This is a genomic window from Chryseobacterium sp. 1B4, assembly GCF_036631475.1.
Taxonomy (GTDB): domain Bacteria; phylum Bacteroidota; class Bacteroidia; order Flavobacteriales; family Weeksellaceae; genus Chryseobacterium.
In genome coordinates, this window is the sequence record NZ_JAPNUF010000007.1 from 993,369 (window position 1) to 1,016,406 (window position 23,038).

The 23,038-nt window shown below is 34.9% G+C and carries 22 protein-coding genes; 9 read left to right on the forward strand and 13 right to left on the reverse strand.

Features of this window, described 5'->3' with window-relative positions:
• Window positions 1–6: 6 nt before the first annotated feature.
• The 5 genes from OWR28_RS14590 to OWR28_RS14610 form a co-directional block, all read right to left on the reverse strand.
• Window positions 7–1,167: a hypothetical protein gene (locus tag OWR28_RS14590; RefSeq protein WP_332387210.1), complete on the reverse strand. Its 1,161-nt coding sequence runs from the start codon at window positions 1,165–1,167 to the stop codon at window positions 7–9.
• Between the two features lie 161 nt (window positions 1,168–1,328).
• Entirely contained in the window at window positions 1,329–2,114 is a 786-nt protein-coding gene (locus OWR28_RS14595) for a TssN family type VI secretion system protein (protein WP_332387211.1), read from the reverse strand.
• Between the two features lie 64 nt (window positions 2,115–2,178).
• A complete protein-coding gene (locus OWR28_RS14600) occupies window positions 2,179–2,565 on the reverse strand; it encodes a type VI secretion system baseplate subunit TssG (protein WP_332387212.1) in 387 nt (128 codons plus the stop codon).
• A gap of 46 nt (window positions 2,566–2,611) precedes the next feature.
• Window positions 2,612–3,067, reverse strand: coding sequence for a hypothetical protein (locus OWR28_RS14605; protein WP_332387213.1), 456 nt, complete (start codon window positions 3,065–3,067; stop codon window positions 2,612–2,614).
• Between the two features lie 3 nt (window positions 3,068–3,070).
• On the reverse strand, window positions 3,071–3,724 hold the full coding sequence (locus OWR28_RS14610) for an NlpC/P60 family protein (RefSeq protein WP_332387214.1): 654 nt from the start codon (window positions 3,722–3,724) through the stop codon (window positions 3,071–3,073).
• A gap of 262 nt (window positions 3,725–3,986) precedes the next feature.
• Here OWR28_RS14610 and OWR28_RS14615 point away from each other — a divergent pair, with 262 nt between their 5' ends.
• The 6 genes from OWR28_RS14615 (at window position 3,987) to OWR28_RS14640 (ending at window position 8,671) form a co-directional block, all read left to right on the forward strand.
• Window positions 3,987–5,042 carry a PKD domain-containing protein gene (locus OWR28_RS14615; RefSeq protein ID WP_332387215.1) on the forward strand — a complete coding sequence of 352 codons (1,056 nt, stop codon included), beginning with the start codon at window positions 3,987–3,989 and terminating at the stop codon, window positions 5,040–5,042.
• Between the two features lie 849 nt (window positions 5,043–5,891).
• A complete protein-coding gene (locus tag OWR28_RS14620; RefSeq protein WP_332387216.1) occupies window positions 5,892–6,548 on the forward strand; it encodes a DUF937 domain-containing protein in 657 nt (218 codons plus the stop codon).
• Between the two features lie 226 nt (window positions 6,549–6,774).
• The gene (locus OWR28_RS14625) at window positions 6,775–7,185 is read left to right on the forward strand and encodes an ATP-binding cassette domain-containing protein (RefSeq protein ID WP_332387217.1); all 411 of its coding nucleotides are present in this window, start codon (window positions 6,775–6,777) and stop codon (window positions 7,183–7,185) included.
• A 74-nt stretch (window positions 7,186–7,259) separates the two neighbouring features.
• Complete coding sequence (locus tag OWR28_RS14630) at window positions 7,260–7,607, forward strand: hypothetical protein (RefSeq protein WP_332387218.1); 348 nt, start codon at window positions 7,260–7,262, stop codon at window positions 7,605–7,607.
• A gap of 12 nt (window positions 7,608–7,619) precedes the next feature.
• Complete coding sequence (locus tag OWR28_RS14635; protein WP_332387219.1) at window positions 7,620–8,348, forward strand: hypothetical protein; 729 nt, start codon at window positions 7,620–7,622, stop codon at window positions 8,346–8,348.
• A 2-nt stretch (window positions 8,349–8,350) separates the two neighbouring features.
• Window positions 8,351–8,671, forward strand: a complete 321-nt coding sequence (locus OWR28_RS14640) for a GntR family transcriptional regulator (RefSeq protein WP_332387220.1) — start codon at window positions 8,351–8,353, stop codon at window positions 8,669–8,671.
• Window positions 8,672–9,229: 558 nt separating this feature from the next.
• On the opposite strand, the gene OWR28_RS14645 is transcribed toward OWR28_RS14640, so the two are convergent.
• The 6 genes from OWR28_RS14645 to OWR28_RS14670 form a co-directional block, all read right to left on the reverse strand.
• Window positions 9,230–9,643, reverse strand: coding sequence for a hypothetical protein (locus OWR28_RS14645; protein WP_332387221.1), 414 nt, complete (start codon window positions 9,641–9,643; stop codon window positions 9,230–9,232).
• Window positions 9,644–10,633: 990 nt separating this feature from the next.
• Complete coding sequence (locus OWR28_RS14650) at window positions 10,634–11,227, reverse strand: Crp/Fnr family transcriptional regulator (RefSeq protein WP_332387222.1); 594 nt, start codon at window positions 11,225–11,227, stop codon at window positions 10,634–10,636.
• Window positions 11,228–11,527: 300 nt separating this feature from the next.
• A complete protein-coding gene (locus OWR28_RS14655) occupies window positions 11,528–11,896 on the reverse strand; it encodes an FISUMP domain-containing protein (protein WP_332387223.1) in 369 nt (122 codons plus the stop codon).
• Window positions 11,893–12,819, reverse strand: coding sequence for a hypothetical protein (locus OWR28_RS14660; RefSeq protein ID WP_332387224.1), 927 nt, complete (start codon window positions 12,817–12,819; stop codon window positions 11,893–11,895). The genes OWR28_RS14655 and OWR28_RS14660 overlap by 4 nt, the downstream gene beginning before the upstream one ends.
• 512 nt (window positions 12,820–13,331) lie before the next feature.
• Window positions 13,332–13,997 (reverse strand): hypothetical protein, encoded by a 666-nt coding sequence (locus OWR28_RS14665; protein ID WP_332387225.1) that lies wholly within the window; start codon window positions 13,995–13,997, stop codon window positions 13,332–13,334.
• A 340-nt stretch (window positions 13,998–14,337) separates the two neighbouring features.
• Window positions 14,338–15,624: an FISUMP domain-containing protein gene (locus OWR28_RS14670; protein WP_332387226.1), complete on the reverse strand. Its 1,287-nt coding sequence runs from the start codon at window positions 15,622–15,624 to the stop codon at window positions 14,338–14,340.
• 1,250 nt (window positions 15,625–16,874) lie between these two features.
• Here OWR28_RS14670 and OWR28_RS14675 point away from each other — a divergent pair.
• On the forward strand, window positions 16,875–18,392 hold the full coding sequence (locus tag OWR28_RS14675) for a T9SS type A sorting domain-containing protein (RefSeq protein WP_332387227.1): 1,518 nt from the start codon (window positions 16,875–16,877) through the stop codon (window positions 18,390–18,392).
• 5 nt (window positions 18,393–18,397) lie between these two features.
• A complete protein-coding gene (locus OWR28_RS14680) occupies window positions 18,398–18,634 on the forward strand; it encodes a signal peptidase (protein ID WP_332387228.1) in 237 nt (78 codons plus the stop codon).
• 897 nt (window positions 18,635–19,531) lie between these two features.
• Here OWR28_RS14680 and OWR28_RS14685 read toward each other — a convergent pair.
• A complete protein-coding gene (locus OWR28_RS14685; RefSeq protein ID WP_332387229.1) occupies window positions 19,532–20,758 on the reverse strand; it encodes an FISUMP domain-containing protein in 1,227 nt (408 codons plus the stop codon).
• A 217-nt stretch (window positions 20,759–20,975) separates the two neighbouring features.
• The gene (locus OWR28_RS14690) at window positions 20,976–21,245 is read right to left on the reverse strand and encodes a T9SS type A sorting domain-containing protein (protein ID WP_332387230.1); all 270 of its coding nucleotides are present in this window, start codon (window positions 21,243–21,245) and stop codon (window positions 20,976–20,978) included.
• Window positions 21,246–22,288: 1,043 nt separating this feature from the next.
• Here OWR28_RS14690 and OWR28_RS14695 point away from each other — a divergent pair.
• Entirely contained in the window at window positions 22,289–23,026 is a 738-nt protein-coding gene (locus OWR28_RS14695) for a transporter (protein ID WP_332387231.1), read from the forward strand.
• The last annotated feature ends 12 nt before the right edge of the window (window positions 23,027–23,038 follow it).

Consider the following 23,038-nt stretch of genomic DNA (forward strand, 5'->3'; position numbering starts at 1 on the left):
TTATAGTTAATCTGCTAAAAAAGACTGACTTCGTTTAGAATGCAGTATTGCATCTTTATCCCCAGGACTCTCGGAGATAAAAATACTTCCGTCCCTCTTTTTACCAATGTAATCCAACTGACTGAGAATGGAAAACATCTCCTCTATCGTTTTCATAAAACGTCCTACCAGTTCCACCGTCAGACCAATCTGATGGTGATGATAGTCTGCATTAAGGATTTCTGAAAAAACGGACTCAAAATCACCCTGACTGATATTACACCACTCGGTTAAATAATTTAACAGCTCTTCCTTCCCCGATCCTGTATAAATTTCAATACAGTTTTTAAGAATCCTTCCCAGCGAAATCACAGATGACAACATATAAACGGGAGGAGAGTAAGCAGCAGCCCAGCGGTAGCGGTTTATCTCTGTACCCAGATAATCAATGACCTTGTCAGCCATGTCGTCAACGATTAAAGCCAGTAAATTGTTCTGTTTTTTGGTACGGATTTTCTGCCTGATCTGTGATGCAAAGAACTCCACCTTATTATAAAAGCGCTCCGTTTCATGGCAAAAACTCTTTAACTTTTGATGACTCGCTGCACTTTGGCAAGCCGGTATATATGTCGGATCTATCGCACATTCTCCAGAATTAATAATTATCCGGGCTACCGTAAGATGTGATGCTCCAATACCTATGGGTCCTTTCAGCTCATTTTCAGGAACCAGTTGCAATATATACTCAGGCCGTGTATAAGGATATCTTGGCGGATTTTCATCCGGATCGGGCTCACCGAAAGGAATCCGGTTAAAAAGATGAACGGAAAGACATGCCATCAGATTGATCGTTTCATCTTCTTTCATCATATAGGTAGCTTCAGGAAACAGTAATGACGACTCAAAAATCTCCTCTTCGCAAATCCCGATGTCAATACGGGAACCGTTGGGCGTAATCCCATGACACTGCTCAACAGTAAGCTTTAATTGCAGATGCTGATCCGCAGTCAGCTTGATTTGAATCGAATTGCTGACCGGTAACAACCCATAGTTTAAAGGAGAAATCCCTCCCCCGGCTACATCACGTACAGCATCAATGACAAAATTTTGTATATCTGTGAAATGATTTTTATTGATCTTCATCCCATCCATCCAGTGTAATGGATAATAATTTAACTTTTCTACCATTTTGTTTGTTTATTTGAAAGGGTTATTCACCTGTTATTTATATTCATAATCAAGAACATCATTGTCAGCACCCGGATCTTCTTTGACAACATCCTGAGTTCTGCTGCAGATTACAACACTGTTGTCTTCAATACCATTCATGTACAGCGGTAAGTCGGCATCTACATATTTTGTGGTTTCATACCACCTGGGCTGTAAAAAAACACCCAATTATAAAAACCATTTTCACCTTCTACCTTCAGTTCATTTCCCGAATTTTTCTCGTTATAATCCAATACGAAACTGTAAAACAGCCTTCCGAAATCAATCCTTGTAGGTCCCTTAGCCTTGTATGCCCTGAAATTTTTTACATCACGGTCTTTATCTATCAGCAAAGTAAAAACCACCAGATCCTTCATCTCTTCATCCGTAACTCCCGGCAGGTTCTTATAATTCTCAGGGAATTGCCATGTTTTGTAAATCTCAGGAGGAATATTCATCGCCCGATTGAAAGTTTCATTGACCAGCGTAGGCACCAGAAAAATAACGTACTGCCCCATCATTAAAGAAACGAACTTCATTCCATTGAGAAACGTATATATTAACAAAAACGCAATCATTGAATAACAAATAGCAGTGACCATAAACAGATATTCCAGCCACTCTGGCTTTCCTCCGAAACTGTGGAAAATATACCGGTACAGATAACAGTGAACCCCTCCCACTACTAAACATACAGTCTGATAAAAAATAAATTCGGAAAGGGTACTGCCGGCAAAAAGCTTATTATAACCTAAAAATGCTGTTACCGCACCCACTAAAGCAACAAAACAGATATAGAAATTGAACTGGGATCGGTAACCGGTTTTAAAATCCGATATTTGTCTTCTAAGAATCACAGTCAGAACGACACAGAGGGCTATAAGAACAAGCATAAAAGCCAGAATCTCCGGTTCCACCAAATTCATGAAATATTTTTTCAACGAAATCATATCCTTGTATTATATCCTAATAAAGTGTCATGTGCTTCATTCAGATCAAAAACCTCCATTTCTTTTTTAGAAGAATTTTGATCTCTGTTTCTGAATCTGCAGAAAAGAAGTAGCTGCAAAATAAATCCAGAAATTGTCTTTTCTTACCTTGGTGAAGATATTCAATTGCCCTCCCATTTTTCAAAGGACCAATGGAAAGCAGCAGATGATCCGAATAATGATCATAAGAATGACCAGATACCATATCCAGGCCCAATCTGCAATCTCCAAGCATACTGCTTTGATCGTGATCCTCATATTTTTTCCAGCTCTTTCTGGTGATCTTCACTTCCTCGGCAAGAATCAGAGAAAGTATCCGGGCTGTCAATTCAATATCACCAACAATCTTATAGGCATAGGGTAATATGCTTATTAAGTGAGAAGCCATCGGAGATTGTAAGTGCCGCTCAATACCAAAAAAATCATAAAATAAATCAGGAGATAGCGCTCCGAAAAGCTGGGATAAAAATCCTGCTCGCAGGTTTCAATTTCAACACCATATCTGAAGATCTCATTTTCAAAAGGCTGAAAAAAAGCCGGCTCTTCTTTTGTTCCTGTTTTTTAATACGGTACTGCCGTATCATCACATCCACATTTCGATCGCTGATATTGCTTCCGGTATCATGAGTAATAGCTTCGGGAAGCATATCATAAATGCTGTCACGCGAAAGAATCAGCTTTAAAAATTCTGAGCTCCCAACATTATAATTACTTACTTCCGAAGACAATATATCATAACGATATGCTCTTGAAAACTGCCCGTCTTTTTCAATGATAAAATCCTCCCCTTTCAAATCACCGTTTTTTAATAAATTGCTGATGACTACCTCTGCCCTGATATCATCATGCAGCGCACTAATCTGTTCAGCTATATTTTGAAAATATCCCATTCCTCATCTTTTTGATTTTAACCTTCCTGCAGCAACATATCTTAATTGAAAATATTTATCATTAAAGTCATAAATATTAAGTCCACTAGCCGTGCAGGCAACTATTTTATCATTTTGAAGATAGATCGCTTCATCTGAAATTGGATGTAACTTGTCATAACGCAAGAATAAAATATCACCTTCCTTTAGAAAATTTCTACCGGTAAAGAGCTCAAGCGATTTAGAACCGAAAACATTTTCAGGAGAAGGGGAAAGAGTCTCTTTATACACCTCATTAAAAAGCTGTGATATAAAATGACCACAATCAACACCCAATTCCTGATCGGCAGTGTCTTTTCGATAAGGGGTCCCTATCCATCCGTCGATAAAAGAATATAAATTATAATTGGTAACCTCCTTAGGCATTACCCCCATAATAATAGAGTATCTTTCCTTAATGTCCAGTTCTTCATCACTGAGCCGGTCACTGTTGTGATCAACATGGACGAAAACAGAATCAATATATTTTTTTGCATCCTCAGAATTCTGACCGTAACGCTCCGAATTATAGATATAAGGCAGATCGTCGAGATAACTCGCGTTTCTGCAAGAAATAAATCCTGAAAATAGGGCAGGAAATATTATAATTACTAAGTAATTTTCTAAATAAAATTTCATCTTTATGCCTATATTAAAAATCTTTATCAACAATTGAGTGTTCCTGTATATGACATGAATATCTCGAACTATTGCACCCTTTTGGGATAATATGTTTAACAATATATACACACAAAAATATAGGATCATTTTTTCACTTTCATGATCATAATCATGAAATAATCGGAAATAATATATAGTTAAAAAAATTGTAATAAACTGATAATAAATGCATTATATATTTATATTGTTTTTTTATACCTTTGTGACAAACACACCAGTAATGAAATCTTTTTTTAAATCCAGCCTGGACCCTAAGGTCTTTTGGAGTATTATATCACTTTTATTTATCAGTGCAATTTTTTTAGGATATCAGTACAGTCAACATATAGATTGCGAAAAAGCCAGTTTCGTAGTATATTGCCGGGAGTTTACCCCCAATAACGTTGTTGAATTTTATGATACAACTGAAGGAGCAAATAATTGGGAATGGGATTTTGGTGACAGAACAGCCACCGACAAAAGACGCCGCACCCTGCACACCTATAAAAAGCCGGGCGACTATATTGTTACCCTCACCATTAATAAAACCTGTGTGCACCAGAAATTAATTACCATAACCAAAACCGATGAACACAGTGGTGATTTACCGCTGATTGCTGCTCCCAGCGTGGTTACCGTGGGAAGACCCGTACAGTTTACTGCGATAAAAGAAGGAGGTGTCTCCTGGGAATGGAACTTTGGGGAATCCACACAAATAGATGCCGTAAACCAGGCTCCTTCCTACTATTTCAATTCTGAGGGACAAAAAAAAATTACCCTCGTAGTCAACGGTGATGTGCAGCACTCTGCAACCAAAACAATATATGTAGCACCGGCACCAAAACAAGATAAATCCAGACCGGATATCAGTACCTATGAGTTTGAAAAGTCTCACTCTGCTTTTTCTTTACCCATAGGAAAAGCGCAAAAAGACCCGTTGGTAGATGCCTTAAAATACATTCCTGTTTCACCCAAATCTGTGAGTAAAAAAGATTCAGTATTTACAAGTAAAAAAATACCTGAAATATCCAATGAACAGTTTCGGATACTTCTGCAACAAGTAGCGGCAGAGTCAAAAACCAAGGAAGACTTTAGTTCCTATATGTGCGGAAATTTTGAAATTCCCGTTGTAATCAACAACAAAAGAATTATTTCATTTGAGCAGTTCTGCCAGTCCATTGCAGGAAAGAAAATTAAAATCAGTATGCTGAGAATCGGGAAAGATCCACAAAACTGTATTCAGCAAATCAACCTTCAGTATAAAACCAAAAAGTTTATGGTGTGGATCAGAGAGTAGAAAACGGGAGCAAAGCTTTCATTTGCTTGCTTGTCAACGTTAACTCCCACTATCAAAACTTAACTAGTGTAAACTTCATAGTACTCTATTGCTACGACATATTGCGAAAACAACACACAGTAAACTCGGTCTCTAAATAGTAGTGTCAAAAAGGTTTTCAAGTTTTCTGAACTTAACTCCGAGTTCGTCACAGGTAAAATGATGTTCACGAAAGAGATTGAAATATGTCTTTACCATATTGCATGATAAGCCTGTTTGATATGTAACATATTTATCTTTTTGTTGCCCCATTACATTTCTTTTTCAGCTAAGCTGTTTCTTAAACCCATCTATTGTTTTATTTAGTCAATTTCATTAGAATGGGATGGACAGCTTAATCCAGAACCAACTGATCATTTTTCTATAAGATTGGCCCGGTCAATTTTTATGGATTGTACATCCGGAAGTATTTTAATAATTATATGTCCAATCTATATATTATTAGCAATAAAACTATATTGAGATAGAAAAAATACGACAATGCAGCTATCTAATGATAGTTGTTCTCTACTTAAATTTGTTACTTAAAGTATTACCTCTGAGCGATTTACTTTGTAATGATAAAATGATAAGACTATAGTATCTATGATAGCGACAATATAATAAAAGATCAGACTTAAAGCGTTCAATATATTTATTTAGCTGTTTTGATAGTACTTCAATTGAATAGTGATGATGTAAGTTAGCAGATAGATAAGAAACCAGAGATCATGGACAAAGATATTATAACAATTATCTGCCGGAATTCAATACCGGAATCTTATAATTATGAAAAAATAATTCAATTTACCTAACTAAATCAACAAAAAAATGAGCTTAATTAATTTAATTACAGGAAAAATAAGCAATCAGATTGCTGAGAATGCAGAAAATAAATTTGGAATCAGCAAAAACCAGATGATCGCTCTTTTAGCTGTCGCAGCGCCTCTTATTATTTCTCATCTCAGAAATAAATCCCATGATGATAAAGAAGCGGAAGCTTTAAATAATGCTTTGGATAAAGACCATAACGGAAGTATTTTAAACGATGCTTCACAACCGGAAGCAAGACTGACCGAAGGTGGATCTATTCTTGATCATATCTTCGGTGGGCAAAAAAGCGCTGTTGAAAGTCATCTGTCAGAAAACACGGGGATTTCAATCGACAAAATAGGTCCATCTCTCGCTATGCTTACTCCTGTTGTCATGGGATACATCGGTCAGCAAAAACAACAAAATGATGCAGGTGCAAATGGGCTGGGAAATCTCCTTGGAGGAATCCTTGAAGATGCTTCCGCCAAAGCTCAGGCTGAAGAGTCTCATCCCCTTAATGATATTCTCAAAAGTGTTCTTGGAAATGTTGAACATTCCCAGCCATCAGGAAATCCGTTGAGTGATATATTGGGGAATGTATTAGGTGGTGGAAATCAACAGCAAAGTGGCGGCGGTTTGGGAAGCATACTGGCTAATATTTTTGGAAGTAAATAATTGATTTCCAAAAAACAGCCATAAGATGTGTACTGAGCTTTCATGGATTGAAAAGAACTAAAGGAAGTTATTAAACTTCCTTTAATTTTTAGTGATATTTTGTAGTAATAGTTTGATTTAATTGTAAATATATCACTAATTTAGTTAAATTATTATCAATAATATAGTTTATATAAAAAGTAAGCTATAAATTTGCAGTGTATTAACAAACTAGTACACTAAACATATGATTACAATTAAAGATTTATTTTTCAATTATGACCGAAAGCAGGTCTTAAAAGACGTTACCTTAGAATATGAACCGGGCAAAATATATTATCTCCTGGGCCCCAATGGATTCGGAAAATCTACTTTGCTTCGTTGTATAGCAGGATTGCATCGTATAGAGCAGGGCTCCATATGGGTAAATAATGAAAATCCTTTCAAACGTAACATCAATTTTTTAAATGATATATCCTATATTTCGGAAGAAACATATTATCCGGATATGTCTATTAACAAATTTGCAGCTCTATATGGAGCATTATATCCCAGATTTAGTCTCCAGAATTTTCATGAATATTTGATGATGTTTGAAGTTGAAATCAATCAACGGATATCTGCTTTAAGTTTTGGACAAAAAAGAAACTGCATTTAGCCTTTGCATTTGCTGCCGGTACAAACATCATTTTACTGGATGAACCTACTAATGGTATTGATATAAACAGTAAAATGCAGTTCAGAAAAATTCTTGCTGTATCTGCCAGTGAAGATAAAACAATCATTATCGGCACTCATGATGTATCTGATATGAATGTAATGGCGGATGGTATTACGGTTTTAGGAAAACAAAAAGTTTTATTTCACCAGCCTACTTCTGATATAATCCGAAAAGTGTCTTTCGGTTTTACAACTAATGAAGATGAAGCCACCGAAGCATTATATTATGAACAGACTTTTCAGGGGTTTAATATCTTAAATTCTAACCTGAAAGGTTCAGAATCTAATATTAATGTGGAATTGCTTTATCGTGGCCTTATTGATCAATCATCTCAGAAAATAACATCATTATTCAATTAAAAACATAAAATTATGAATCAATACTTTTCATTTATACGATACAAAAAACTTTTGACCATTGAATTGAAAACCTATAATAAAAGATATCTGCTTATATTTTTGAGCATGCTCATTTATTGGCTTTTTTACGGTTTGATAGGATTATGGATGGCTTCCTCAAAGGGAAAAGATATTTTCTCCAACTCTATAGGTATTGGATTGGCATTTCACATTCAAATGTTTGGTTTTATCTCTTTTATAGCATCCGACATGTTTAAGGATCTTGGATTGGGTATTCAAAGGTCTGGTTATTATCTTATGATGCCTTTTACAGCGCTTGAAAAAATTGGTGTTAAGTTCCTTATTTCTGCCGTTTTGTTTTGGCCTGTATTTTTTGCCATGTCATTTATCGGGTTGGCAGTATTATGGAATATTATATATCCTATTGCTGTCAGCCAATCTTATAATGGCGTATTGGTCAGCAGAACATTCGATATAGTTGATAACATTCATACTTTTAGTACCATAAGTATGATTTTAAATGCATTTTTACTTCATTCGATCTTTATTGTAAGCTCGGTCTCATTAAAAAGGTTTAAATTTATAACAACATTACTCGCAGTTATTGTAGTTTATGTTGTTTTCAGATCTTTAGATTTTTCAATAAGTGAAAAAACATACCTAACCTATCCAGGGATAGTCATTACTACAATTTTTTTATGGATTTTTGCATATTATAAATTAAAGAAATATTTTATATAAAAATGCAATTCAGAGACCAAACGCCCATATACATGCAGATAGCTGATGTTGTATGCGAGAAGATTCTTTTGAAACAATGGCTACCCGAAGTGAGGATCCCTTCTGTAAGGGATTTTGCCAACCAGGTTATTGTAAACCCAAATACAATTATGCGCACCTATGAATTCCTTGAGCAAAAGGGCATTATCACAAATCAGCGAGGCATAGGTTTCTCAATCAGCAAAGATGGATATGAGAAGGTATTGGCTTATAAAAAGAAAATTTTGCAGAGTTTGAACTTCCTCATTTTTTCAAACAGCTATACCTTCTTAATCTTGATATAAAAGATCTGGCGGATGAATTCAAAAAGTTCACCGCTAAAAATTATAAACAATAACTATCTTCAAAGGAACAACCTTTAGGTTTTGATTTATAAAAATAGTACTGATTAGATAGACTCAATAAAATATTAAAGATTAATTCCCAAAGCTTTACAGAAAATATTGTGTTATAATTATTATATCAAAAGAAGAAAGATGCTTTTGGCCTCTTTCTTCTTTTAATTATGGAACAATAATAATAATAATAATAATAATAATAATAATACATTGAGACAAACCATCTTTAGAGATATTTTCCTGCGCAAACCGCCCACAGCATAATTACAGACGTTAGTACATAGGGATATAAATAGGTGGTTCTATAGATAACACAGAAGATAAGTTTTAAGCAGATGTAAATGTTCAGTTAATTGGTATGGGAACACCCAACTTATCCCCAAGACAGCAATTAAATCTCTTTTCATTGCAGAATAGCAAAACAATTTAAAAAATTTTAAACAACAGAGCCACTGATAAATATCAGCGGCTCTGTTGTTGCTCGGATAATTAAAAACCTTATTACTATCTCTTTATATAGGTTTTATTTCCATTTTTATTGATATAATACTTACCCCCTCTGGGGCCAGTCAATACTTCTTCGCCATTAGGACCTCTGAGAGTTCTGTCTAAAGCAGGTATATACCTCTTTTTATCGTTTATATTTGAAGTCCCAGGTTTGTTGACGCTTTGATTCTGTGCAGGCACTGCCACTGTTTGTTCCTTCGCCGTACTGTAACGTTTATCAGGTGTACCATCCTTCTTCAACTTAATATTATCTCCATTTGACATTGTAAATACCTTAGGTGAATATCTTTTATCTGGTGTACCATCTTTTTTTAGTTTAGCACCAGATATTGTTTCCTTCTTAGTCTTTGTATCAGCAGGTTTTGCTGTGATTACTGTTTGTGCAAGATTTAAGTTGATACAAAAGATCATAATAACTATTGACAGGAATAGTTTTTTAATGGCTTTTCTTTCATATGTTCGGTTTTATAGATTAGTGAATATATGGTTCAGCTACATCAGCTTGAATTTATTCCACCTCTGCAATATCCTGAAAAGACCCTGATACACTAGTACCATATCTGAGCAGGAATTCTGACTCAATAATTTAATGATACTACTCTATAGAATGTTATTGAGTATTTTTATCTTTAAGAGGTATTTCGAATTTAAAAAATATATTTCTCATATTTCACTTAACAACGATAGTAATATCACTAATCAAACGTAGTTTTATTACTAGCATATTGAAAATTGTTACTAATTATCTATTTAATAATGCAATATTACTGCTGCCAAGAACAAACTCATATTATCAATATATAGTAAACAGCTCCTGAATATATAATTGCCTAACCAGATATGATGCATACTACTGGTATATCATCATCAGATTGTAATCATATGTAATGTACGTTGTAATTTACATTGCGATTCAATATAGTTTTAAAATGACCTCACTGATTAAAGGTAATATAGTGTCGGGGATATTATTTTCTTATATGTCTTTTTTACCCTCACCTTATATACAACATCTTTCCTGAAAAAAGAGTTAAAATTGTTTTTTTCCCAGCCAATTTGTTTTAATATGGTATTCCCACCTGTTGCCCATATAGTAATTGGACTGACTGTTCATTTCTGTAACTATTTGTGGCTTACTCATACCAACATAATGCTGGTAATCATTTTTCTTCTTCATATTGGTCATATTTAAAGCTACTTCATCTATTCAAAAAAGATTCTTATCCTTCTTAAATACGGTCTTGCCGGCCTACTTCTTTTCAGAGAAAGGATACTATTCATTTATATCACTTTAAGTGATCAATTTTCAACAAAAATAATGTACTCCATTCTTGTAGAAAACAAAAACAATGTCATTTTATATAGCAAAACCTGTATGAGAATAACTACAATTATCTGAATTTAATACAAATATTTAAGTTTTTGTAAATGATCAGCTGCAATTATTATAAAGCTTAAATATAGCAGTATTAATACTATTTTTCTTCCGTTTAAAGTAATGATGTTATCTTCTGCCATTTTTATCACTCTGATTACTGTTTCAACCCTCAGCCCCGTCAAGTCAGCTATTTGCTGTCTGGTAAAGGGAACAACAAAAGCTTTCTCTTCACAGCCGCAATGTATTGATCTTAAATATTCCAGCATGACTTTAATCCTTATCTGTGGCTCATTATGCGAAAGATTGTATGATAAAATGTATTTGTAAAATAATTTGTGAGACATTAATCTACAGAGTTCTATCATTACATTCGTATTTTCGTTAAATAGTCTAAGAAACTTATCCTTTGATAATTTAAGTATTTTACAGTCATTACGTGCAATGGCATTGACCGGATAGGGGTGGTTAATAAATAGGAATGGCTCCCCGAGAGATTGGCCTTCATAAATTATATTTTGAATAAATGCTTTACCGTCTTCAAAATAATTGTTTAGCTCAACTGCTCCTGAAACAATCTGAAAATAAAATTTTGCCAATGAGCCCTCTGTAAAAACCACCTCTCCAACTTTGTAGTTTTCATACGTTGCTCCGTAAGAAAAAGAAGTTCCTCACTAATTATCATACTTTAATTTTAAGATTAGCAAATGTGTTCTTGAGAAAAGATTAGTTTTGTTATAGAACTAAATTGATAATATATATGAAATTGTATATTGATTATAGTTGATTTTTATAATAATATTCATATGAAATAAAAATCTATAAAAATAAGGCTGTCATCAAACAGCCTTATTAGCAACACATTCATAATTCTACATAACAGTTATATTAACTGATCAGTTCTCTGTTTTCCTTTTAGTTTACTCTGAAATACAACGTACTGAAAAACCATAAGGACGGCTGAGTGAATAATTTGCAGGTGCTATATTTTCAAAAAATGACATAAAATAAGCATCTGTATTTAGTACTTCATTCTCTGTGCTGCTCCAATAATTACCATTAGTAGCGCGATAGCCCAGTGCCCCTGTGGCATAAAAACGGTTTCCTCCTCCAGGAAAAGTAATTATATTTCCATTATTCTTAAATACTTTGGCAACACTGAAATTGGAGGCACCATCCGTAGAACCTACAGCCCATGTTCCTATATTGCTTGTAGTACTGGCGGTAATAAATCCTTGCCATTCCGCTCTTGTTGGTACTCTATATCCACTTGGACATGGGTCATTCACTGTATTCTTTTAGGTAGCGATTCTGTACCTTTATTCCATGATTTATTAGCAGCATTGGTGGTATTATAACCTGAAATTGCAGAAGAAGAGCTATAGGCCGTTGCTACAGGGTCTTTTCTACCCCATTGAAAATAATCACCTACAATGGACTGAGCAGGTATATCCGGGTTTTTCGACGTATCAGCTCCCACATTATGAGACTTAATTCTACGGATCTCTCCATCAATAATTACCTCAATATCATCAGCAAAGGAACTGCCAGCCTTGACAGTACGGCTGAAACCGCAGGATTGTCCACCTATACTAAGATTAAAATTGGCTGTACCTGATGTTGCAGGCAGTCCTGTAATTGTAAAATCCAGAGTACCACTTCCGTTTTGAAATGCACCCGCATTAAGTGTGGCATTGAGCCCTATTACTCCAGACGACGGAATACTCATACTGTTAAATGTGCCACCATTACCGCCATTATAGGGTATTTTAGTCATGACTCCAGAAACAGGGCTTTGGGAAGTTAAAATTCCTGAATGAACAGCAGATGAACACAACAACTGGGTAACCTGACCTACATCAGGATTATTGCTGCTCGGAATAATCTTTACCCAACGGTTAATTCCTGCATCAAAAAAATAAAATCCACGGGAATCCACTTTTTCTACCTGCCCTGTACGATTTGATACATCAGCTTCTTTGGTCACATAAATCAATGTAGCGTCCTGATCTTTTCCATAGGCTCCGGCATTATCAGCCATTTTAAGAGTATTTCCTGTTTCTCTTGGAATCATTAAGCCCTCAGCATGGCTTCCATCTATTGTCTTTTCTGTTACATCTAAAGTAGATCTGGGAGTTTTATTATTAATTCCTACCTGTCCATAAGACAGAACACTCACCAAACTCATCGATAATAAATGTCTTTTCTTCATTTACCTATTATTTTAAATTTTCACGTACAATTTCATTACGAAGCGTTACTATAATGTTATATATTTTCAAGTCATTTACAGATGTACAGTTTCTTTAATATTTCCGATCCATCTACGACTGAAAAACCAATCTGAAATGAGAGTACAAATTTAAAATACGTGATTAATAAAGGAGTTTAGGATCATGTAGTTTTAAATTGTAAAGTATGTATGATAATTACTATAATTTCCTGCAATGATTCATTGGATATATAAAGCAGACCACAGCTTGATGCAATAAAAAACCGGAGAATCATTCCTCCGGTAAATTGTTGATACTATTTTTTTAGAACTCAGAAAAGAGTTACTATTTTACTTAAATTATTATAACTATTGTGCAATACAGCGAATAGAATTACCGCTTGTCCGCACTGGAGGTTCTCCCGTATAAATATTGTCGGGATCAAAGGCTAACGCCATTGCCTGCATATTATTCTGATAAGGAGCCTCAGTACTGCTCCAGTAATAGCCTTTTACTGCGCGCCAGAGTAACCCCCACCGTTATTGTATACACGTGTCCCTGCTGCAGGCAGAGTAATAATATTCGAATTATTTATATATACTTTTGCAGCCGTGAAATTTGTAGCTCCAGCATACCCGTCAACTGCCCACGTCCCAATATTATAATGAGAACTACTAGAGTTGTGAAATGAATCCCATTCATTATTGGTAGGAATCCTGAAGCCATCAGGACATGGATCTTTTAATGTTTTCACAGGAGAAGCTTCTGTACCGCTGTTCCAAGATTTATTGGGTGCATAGTTTCTGTAATTCCATCCAGATATGCCACCAGGATCGGTATAAGCAGTAGCCACAGGATCATGTGTGCCCCATTGGTAATAATTTCCCATAGTACCTTGCTGAGGAGAGTTAGGATTCATAGCAGGATTAGCTCCAAGATTATAAACCATCATCTGGCGGACCAGACCATTAATAATGACACCTACAGTTTGTGGTAACTCAGCCGTTTTCAGGGGATCAGCTGCCACACCTGAATTCTTGGTCAGATTGGTCTTCTCTTCCTTTATTACTGTTCCTACACTATTTAAAGTAGATTTTGAGGCAGCATTGTGGCCCCCTGTCTGCCCATAAGACAAAATACCAAAGAAAGTTATTGGTAATAAATAAAGTTTTCTCATATGTATAATAATTTGAATTATTGTTAACCATCCTTTAATAAACACTACAAATTTAGAAGATTAAAAATCTATATCTCACTGCCAAACTGTCATATTACATCTAATTAAGTATAGTTTAAAAACTACATACAAATATCGCTATCATATAAAGAAAAAAACAGAATATGAAATCGTGAAATACCATCCCGTATAACCAGCTATCCTTAACCACAAAACCAAATAAAATATCCGGCACTACTTTTTACAGCCATACCGGATTATTAAAAAACAAATAACTCAGACTTACAGGATTTTATACTATTAAAGGTAACTTACATATTTTTAGTGACTATCTGTCAACCTACTCTGAAATGCATCGAATTGAAAAACCAAACTGACGATAATTGGTGACTGAAGGATTAAGTGCATTACTAGTAATAGTCATATCATAGCCAGTGGGCTTACCTGCAACGGCACTAGCCTCTGTACTGCTCCAATAAACACCATTATAACCACGATTAGATAAAGATCCATTATCATTGGCACGGGTCCCCGCAATTGGAAAAGTCAGAGTACTACCATTATTTATGAATTTTTTGGCAACACTGAAATTGGTAGCACTACCGGGAGATGACAAAAATGTTCCAATATTGCTTTTGGTACTTGCATTATTAAACCCTGTCCACTCATCTCTCGTTGGTACCCTGAAACCAGCAGGACAGGGATCATTTGCTGTTTTAACCGGAACAGCCTCCGTACCACTGTTCCAGGATTTATTTGCAGCAGCAGTTGCGTTCCATCCAGAAATAGAGCTCGATCCTGTATATGCTGTAGCTGCTGGATTTTTTCTTCCCCATTGGTAATAATTTCCTAAAATAGCCTGCAAAGGAATACTAGGGTCCTGCGTTGGATCAGCACCCAAGTTTCGTGTCATCATTTGACGTACCTGACCATTAACTGTGACATCTACAACGTCAATGAAATTACTGCTTGGCTGTACCGGAATACTGAAGCTACAGCTTTCTCCACCTAAATCGATATTAAAGGTAGCAGAGCCTGCTGAGGAAGGCGTTCCTATAATATTAAAAACCAATATTCCACTACCGTTATTCAGTGTTCCTGAGACCAGTACAGCATTAAGATTAGTTACATCGATGGAAGGAATGTTCAAACCAGAATAAACACCTCCATTCCCGCCATTATAAGGGACCATAACACTGACGCCAGAAGCATGAGTTCCTGCTTCCAAAGTTCCTATAGTAGTTGAAGCAGAACATAACAACTGGGTTACAGCTGCTGTACTTGTTCCACTTGATATCATTTTAATCCAGCGATTACTTCCAGCATCAAAATAATAAAAACCTGGTAAATCCATCCCTTCAACCTGTCCAGTACGATTAACCGGATCGGGAGCCACTGTAACAAACAACAGAGTAGCATTCTGATCTTCTCCATATACTCCCGCTGTTTCTGCAGCTTTAAGAGAATTACCAGTTACCCGTGGAAGAATAAATCCCTCGGATACACTTCCGTCTGTTGTTTTACTTGTTACATCCAGAGTTGATTTGGGATTATTATTATTAATACCCACTTGTCCGAATGACAAAGTACCAAAGAAAACCATTGGCAATAAATATATTTTTCTCATATTGAAATATTTAATGGTTATTTATTAATTAACATTAAGGAATATGATATTTTCATTTCACAATAACTACATTTTAATTAATTACTTTCAAAATGAAAAAACCATATAACAAATTTAATGTGTCGTTAACAAATAAATTAAGCATACATCCTCGTATTATCACTATGCTGTTATAGTTTTTTCACTACCCACATAAAGCTTCAGTAAAAATTATACACAACATTACCATATTCCATTGGCCTAATAAATAGCAACATAAGATTCTTAAATTATATCATTTAATATTGATAGATGGTCATGATTAAAAAAATTAAAAACAATAACTTCTTTTGATAGAATAGTATTCGATTACAATTTTTCAAATAAAATTCGTTACAATAATTATTTGGAAAACATTTAAATGTAAATCACTTTTTAATAGTGGAATAAGATATTGAAAGACAACGAACAAAATTACTACAGTAGGTACTAAGCTCCCATCAAATAAATATTATTTGCCATTCCAGTATGATTTTATATAAGATTCTTAACGTCCACATTCCAATTACGATATAGACCATGTTAAAATTTAGAATAAATAATACATTAAAACGAATGCAATATTAAAAACTACAAAAAAAGCAATATTTATAGTTAAAATACTATAACAAGATAATGAAATTACTATAGTGTTATAAATCAACTGAATAAACATACTTTCTAAATTTGTCTAGAATTTATAAAACATATCTTTTATCATAGCATGAGATGTCTGATATAAGAATAGACATTTTGGCATTTAAGTTTAACACAAAAACAATCATACTAATGAAAAAAGTTTATCAGCTATTGGTTTATTAGCAGCAATAGGTTCTGTTCAGGCGCAGAACATTCTACTACATGTAGATGACACTGCTATCGCTTTCGTAAGCAAAGGTACACTACTGTATAATGGTGGAGGTCTGCAAACAAGAGGAAATGGTACTATTGAAAATCATGGAAATGTTATCGTTTCAGGTACTGCTTCAGATTCTTTTAAAACAATTACTACTGGAGGTGCGGACAAAACTGAAGGCTCTGTAACAAGTAATTTTGTTAATAAGCTTAATGAACCTACAGCATACGCTTCAGCTAATGAAAACAATTCCGCCACAGCACCGGTTTATACCTATGGACAGCTTTACATTACTGGAATTCCTCAATCCAATATTACAGGTATTGTAGATCAGGAATACAGGTCAATTAAACATGGTAGTTACCAGCAAATTGGTATGCCTTTTTTTGACAAAACCGCTTCTACCTTAAGTACAGAGCTAGGGAAGACTTTTAATAATACAAGATATTCACAGAATGAGATTCTTTGGTCGAATAATGTCAATACTGTTTCAACTAATTTTAGCATCAGCTCTAAGTTAGGAGTTACGAATCCAGGCAGCACATACTACATGCTTGGTGGAAGCGGTTTGGACCTTGGTACCAATACAAGAATTCTTTCAGGTCGACCATTGACTGATATAGGATCTGCGATCACATTACAAAACGCAGCTGCCAATGTTAATTTCGGCACTAATGGTTCAGCTTTAAATATGTACAATGAACCTTATAACTCCTATGTACAAGATGGTTTTGAAATTGCTTCAGGAGGTACCGCATGGCAGGGAAATTTCGGTAAAAATATCTATTCAGTAGCTAATCCGTTTTTAACTAATCTGGACTTATTCAACATTGCCAGAAATGAACCTGCAGCCAACGGAGATGGAGTTTATCTGAGTAACATCTATGGAATCAGATTACAACCTGCAACAGTAGTTACTGGCGCTGGAGGTACACAAAGTACAGGTGCATTTAAATTTGTAACTTATGATTCTTCAGGAATACCTATTGGAGATATTGACTATCTAATGGTCAGACCATTAGAAACATTTACGATTAAACTCAAAGACAATACTGCAGCTGATCAGCTTAATTTTGCCAATCTGAGAAGGTTTAATTATTACAGTAGATCAGGAAATACAGACTATAATGTAACGGCAAATAAAAATGGAACAGGAACTGTAAAACAACTTGGTGTTATCGGGCTTGATGTGAATGGGAATGAGGTATCCAGAACATATTACATAGTTTCTCCGGAAGCAGTAACTGGTCATTCTCCTAACGCCAGAACTCAGATTACCAACAGCTCAGCCAATGCTATCGGTACTTTTGAAGAAGCCCTGAATGGCGGTTATGATACCAACTATATGAATCAGTACTGGCTATATATTAATGAAGCTAACGAATTTGACTTCAAAGGAAAGAATATAAAATTAATGAACTATGACTTGAATAAAGTTAAATCCTACAAATTCGAAATCAGAGAAAATGCAGAACTGATAAGCAATGGTACTCATGCGCTGTCTACAGGAATTGGATTCTATTATAAATCACCGAACGGTACAGCGCAACAGGCAAAGCAGGGAAACATTATTCCTGTTAATGATGCCGAGTTTGATCTGTATTACGGTGAGCCTAGTAATTTGGTACTCGCCACTGACGAGACAAGTCGTCCTTCAAGAACTATGGTCGTATATAATCCCCAGATTACAAACTATATTGTGAGATTTGATCCAAAATGGAAAAAAGCAGATATTGAAGTTTATGATATGAGTGGAAAACTGATAATCTCTAAAAAGGCTGTTAACACCTCTACAGATTTTGTCATTGAACTGAGTAAACAAGTTAAAAGTACCTATGTTGTAAAAATTGTTTCAGACAGTGGAGAGGTTGTTAACACAAAAATCTTAAAATAAAATATATGAAATCTATTAATAAATTACTTTTGATTTTTTCTCTTTTTACAGCGGCATTAGTTAGTGCAGATGTAGGGCCGGTTGGTCCAGGAGGACCTCCTACCCCAGGAGATGTAGGACCAGTTGGACCAGGAGCTCCTGCCTCGCCGATTGATATGTATGTGTATGCTTTAGGTTTCGTTGCAGTACTCTTTATCATATATTTTACAAAGAAGAAATATTCGTTCATCAACAAAATATAAGCATTGGCTAACCCTGAATAAAATTGACTAGCCTAATAATTCAAATATATTTAAATCAGAATAGGAAAATTCCTGTTCTGATTTTGTTTTTATATGTTTTTCATCAGCACTGCTTAGAATAATTTAATAAAAAAATGAGTATCCCAAAATCTAATGATATTAATATTCTTCTCTTTAGTTTCAGAGAGACGAAACCTGGCCACTTCTTATCCACAAACCTTTAATAATCATAATATTTTTTTCTTATATTTTTTCAACCAATAGATTGCAAAAGAGAATTTTTATTCGGTCTAAGATTTCTATTTTTTAGCCGGTTCTATAATATATCTTAAAAGTAAATTATGAGATTTTATCCTGAAAAGATGCAGGAATATCATATTATTTTAAACAAAAGGTATTTTAACAGCAGATGTTATATTTTTTCATATATTTGACATGTTCTTTTATAAGAAAATAAAAAAACCGGAGCAGATCTCCGGTTAACACACAAATAAATGACAATAAAAGTTGTATATTCAAATGTACAATTGCTTTATTCTATGTACCCTGCTGAAAATTAGATCATGATACAAAAACAGCAGGAGTTAAATCATAGTATGCAATTCAGGTGAAGATTATATTATTTGAATATTAAGCTTAATGCTTGTCATAAAATTTTCTGGAAGCTTTTATACTATTTTATTTGAAATATGCTTTCAATATTATCTGCTACAAACTTAAAGCATATAAGACTATCATCAAAAAGAAGCAATATAGTTTTATACAGACTAATATGTAAATTAATCACTACATGCTTTATGTGATTTAGAATATGATAACTTTACCACACTGATTTGGATCTTTATAAAACGGCTTATTTCAATAATTTATTAATCCTAAAATATGCAATAATAGATTTTACTCTGAAATACAACGTACAGACATTCCAACAGCTCTGTTAAAATCATATCCGGGGTATATAGTAGCTCCCTCAGTAAAAGTCAGATTATAGGAATTTGTGGCGCTAAATTCTGTACTACTCCAGTAAGATGCACCATAGCCGCGACTATCCAGCGCACCCGTACCTGCATTGTGACGTCCTGCGGCTGGAAGCGTTATTAAATTTCGATTATTGATAAATCTTTTTGCAGCACCAAAATTGGAAGCACCATCGTTTTTTGTTGTGGCCCATGTTCCGATATTGCTAACAGTACTAGCCTGCCTGAATGCTGTCCATTCATTTCGTGTAGGAACCCGGAAACCTGAGGGACAGGGATCGTTTATCGTCTTAAAAGGAGCACTTTCTGTCCCACTATTCCATGCTTTATCTGCTGCTTTTTCTGTACTCCATCCTGAAATGGCAGCAGCAGGAGTATAAGCCGTAGCAACCGCATTCTTCTTTCCCCATTGAAAATAATCTCCCATAATAGCCTGAGAAGGCATATCAGGGTCCAGCGTTGGATTGGCCCCCAGATTTCGTGTCATCATCTGACGGAGCTGGTCATTAATCGAAACGTTTAATACATCATCAAACCTGGTTTTAGGTCGTACCTGAAAACTGAAGCTGCAGGCTTTGCCTGCCAAATTAATATCAAAGACAGCTGTGCCTGTGGTAAGAGGTGTCCCACTAATGTTAAATACTAAGAAACCTCCACCGATACTAAGGTTTCCAGGATTAAGAGCTGCGTTAAGTCCTGTAACACCGGTAGAAGGAATATTCAATACAGAGTATGCCCCCCCATTCCCACCATTATAAGGTACAATAACGCTAACCCCTGAAGCAGGCCGTGCGACTTCTAAAACTCCTATATTTGTAGAAGAAGAACATAACAGCTGTGTTAGAACTGCATTGCTGTTACCCATAGAAATTATCCTGATCCATCGGTTACTCGATGCATCAAAATAGTAAAAACCTTTAGAATCTATACCTTCTACCTGGCCGGTACGTTTATCAGGATCGGGAGGGATACTGACATAAACCAGAATGGCATCCTTGGCATCAGAATACACACCCTTTGTCTCCGAAACCTGAAGGGTATTACCAGTAAGACGAGGAATAATAATACCTTGAGAATTATCGATGAAGGTTTGTCCATTGACTACAGTGCCAAGAAGAATCACTGACAGTAAATACTTTTTTCTCATATGTTTAATTTTTGATGATTAGTTTTATATAGTTCAATTATTAATCAGCTACCATGTTATGTGTCATCATCTGGCGGATCTGCAAGCTAACACTAACATCTAAAATATCCTGAGCTACTTTCTGTAAATACCATAAGGCTGTAAACACGGGTTTATGTTCCCAAATCAATTTGAAAGGTGCAGTGTCTGCATCTCATGGAGCTTCTACTCAGACAGGTTACCTATTCACTATAACTTTCATTAACCTTTCAAGACCCAGCCCTTTTATAATAATTATGTAAGTACCATTTTCCCATCCTGATGTATGAATTACCTTTTTCTGGTCTGGTAATATTTTATCTTCAGAATACAACAATTTTCCAGACAAATCGTAAGTCTCCACATTTACTTTTCCCAATAAATTTTCCGGAAAGATGATAAAAAATTCATTTTTGGCAGCATTTGGATAGATTGTTACTCCATTTTGAGGCGCCATTAATTCTTCCATTCCAAGTACATTACATTCTGAAGGCACGGAAAAATCTTCGGGCTGGTCATTAATATCAGTTTTACTTCCCGCAGACGCATTGATACCTGACCCTCTTTTAGCAAAAGCTTTCCAGATCCACTATTGCGTGCACTATAGTTAGCATCGATTCAGGAGAATTTATATTATTCGAAAACCGATCTTCATTAAGTGCATAACAGTTATTTCCTATCTATTATTACCAATACGGAAATTAAAAGTATTCTCATCTGATGAATATAAACCCATAATAAATTTAACATTTACCTACCGTATAAATGGTGGAAAAATTATAGTTTTATATTGATTTTCTATCAAATTATCACTACCTCACCTCCTGCTAATATATCGGATAAATAGTTTTTAACGGGAGATCCGCCTACGAAAAGCATGATAAAAAGCATACAATAGGCTTTATCACTACATTAAATAATACACTTATAATCAGAATACATCTGGCAGAATGAATCATCAGCTTTTGGCAAACTGCTGCCAGTCATAAAAGTATTTTTAAAGTATCCATACCTTTAATGTAGATAAATTTTACGATTTGGAATTAAAAACATAAGTTATGTATAGATATAAATAGAAGATACTTCCTCTATTTCAGCTGTTTATTATTTAATAACTTGTGAATATGCTGCATAGTTTATTTATTGAGGAGATTCCATTATCTAAAATTCAGTTTGTAATTCTTCCGCTGAATTTTCGAAAGTTCGATTACAGCAGAATAAGCAATTATTTTATTTTAATTCGTCCTAAAATTGATCTGGAGATTAGTATTCCATTATGTTACTCTACTGTTGCTGAAACAGAAAATCTTATGGAGCTTATCAGATCCTGCATTTCAATTTATACACTTGTTTGTACAAGATTTATATTATATACTTAAAAAAGATGATTTATATTGATTATATTTTCTCACGGGTATTGTTGATTTTATGCACGCCTCTTCTTTTTTTGGACAGGATAAAGAGAGTACTTTCTCAGTTTTTAACCCGGTCCCTAAAGAACTTATGCGGGAGATGGAAACTGACCGACCTGATGTAACTGAATCTACTTGTACCGTTGATGCGGGACATCTTCAACTAGAGACGGACCTCGTCAGACTGATAAATGAGAAAAGTGAAAAAACACAGACGAATACTGTATTGATTAATCAAATGAACCTTAAAATCGGGATTACCGGAAATACTGACATTCAGATGTGCTATCAGTCCTATGGTGTACAAATAAAGAAAGATTCAGAATCCGGTATACAGGAGGGTAATGATGGCCATGGGGATTTAATGTTCCGGGTTAAATACAATCTGATAGGAAATAATAAGGGTAATTTTGCATTGACAATACTTCCCTATATTAAGTTTCCTGTTTCACGATATGAAGATGACAGTCTTTTTGAGGCTGGTATTATCATACCCATGTCTTACAAACTTCCCGGAGGTTGGGATTTAGGATTTCAGCTTGAGATCGACAGATTAAAAGACAAAGAGCGGCAGCTGATGCATACGGAATTTCTGCAAACCCTAACCCTTAGTCATTCAATTGTGAAAAGTATTGAAGGTATTGCAGAAACTTATTATACTTATGACTTTAAGGCACACCAGATTACCAATTTTATAAATGCAGCCATCCAGATTGAAGTCTTTAAAGATTTTAAGCTAGATGTGGGAATCAACTACGGTTTACAGCATGATGCAGATAAGCAGTATTTTTGGGCGCTTCCTATCGCCGGTAAAATTATGTTAATATTATTTATCTAAATTAACCCTGTT

Coding starts and splice junctions, on each gene's coding strand:
- OWR28_RS14590 (WP_332387210.1), bottom strand. CDS start 1,167: ATGGTAGAAAAGTTAAATTATTATCCATTACACTGGATGGATGGGATG.
- OWR28_RS14595 (WP_332387211.1), bottom strand. CDS start 2,114: ATGAATTTGGTGGAACCGGAGATTCTGGCTTTTATGCTTGTTCTTATA.
- OWR28_RS14600 (WP_332387212.1), bottom strand. CDS start 2,565: ATGGCTTCTCACTTAATAAGCATATTACCCTATGCCTATAAGATTGTT.
- OWR28_RS14605 (WP_332387213.1), bottom strand. CDS start 3,067: ATGGGATATTTTCAAAATATAGCTGAACAGATTAGTGCGCTGCATGAT.
- OWR28_RS14610 (WP_332387214.1), bottom strand. CDS start 3,724: ATGAAATTTTATTTAGAAAATTACTTAGTAATTATAATATTTCCTGCC.
- OWR28_RS14615 (WP_332387215.1), top strand. CDS start 3,987: ATGAAATCTTTTTTTAAATCCAGCCTGGACCCTAAGGTCTTTTGGAGT.
- OWR28_RS14620 (WP_332387216.1), top strand. CDS start 5,892: ATGAGCTTAATTAATTTAATTACAGGAAAAATAAGCAATCAGATTGCT.
- OWR28_RS14625 (WP_332387217.1), top strand. CDS start 6,775: ATGATTACAATTAAAGATTTATTTTTCAATTATGACCGAAAGCAGGTC.
- OWR28_RS14630 (WP_332387218.1), top strand. CDS start 7,260: ATGCAGTTCAGAAAAATTCTTGCTGTATCTGCCAGTGAAGATAAAACA.
- OWR28_RS14635 (WP_332387219.1), top strand. CDS start 7,620: ATGAATCAATACTTTTCATTTATACGATACAAAAAACTTTTGACCATT.
- OWR28_RS14640 (WP_332387220.1), top strand. CDS start 8,351: ATGCAATTCAGAGACCAAACGCCCATATACATGCAGATAGCTGATGTT.
- OWR28_RS14645 (WP_332387221.1), bottom strand. CDS start 9,643: ATGATCTTTTGTATCAACTTAAATCTTGCACAAACAGTAATCACAGCA.
- OWR28_RS14660 (WP_332387224.1), bottom strand. CDS start 12,819: ATGAAGAAAAGACATTTATTATCGATGAGTTTGGTGAGTGTTCTGTCT.
- OWR28_RS14665 (WP_332387225.1), bottom strand. CDS start 13,997: ATGAGAAAACTTTATTTATTACCAATAACTTTCTTTGGTATTTTGTCT.
- OWR28_RS14670 (WP_332387226.1), bottom strand. CDS start 15,624: ATGAGAAAAATATATTTATTGCCAATGGTTTTCTTTGGTACTTTGTCA.
- OWR28_RS14675 (WP_332387227.1), top strand. CDS start 16,875: ATGCCTTTTTTTGACAAAACCGCTTCTACCTTAAGTACAGAGCTAGGG.
- OWR28_RS14680 (WP_332387228.1), top strand. CDS start 18,398: ATGAAATCTATTAATAAATTACTTTTGATTTTTTCTCTTTTTACAGCG.
- OWR28_RS14685 (WP_332387229.1), bottom strand. CDS start 20,758: ATGAGAAAAAAGTATTTACTGTCAGTGATTCTTCTTGGCACTGTAGTC.
- OWR28_RS14690 (WP_332387230.1), bottom strand. CDS start 21,245: ATGGAAGAATTAATGGCGCCTCAAAATGGAGTAACAATCTATCCAAAT.
- OWR28_RS14695 (WP_332387231.1), top strand. CDS start 22,289: ATGGAAACTGACCGACCTGATGTAACTGAATCTACTTGTACCGTTGAT.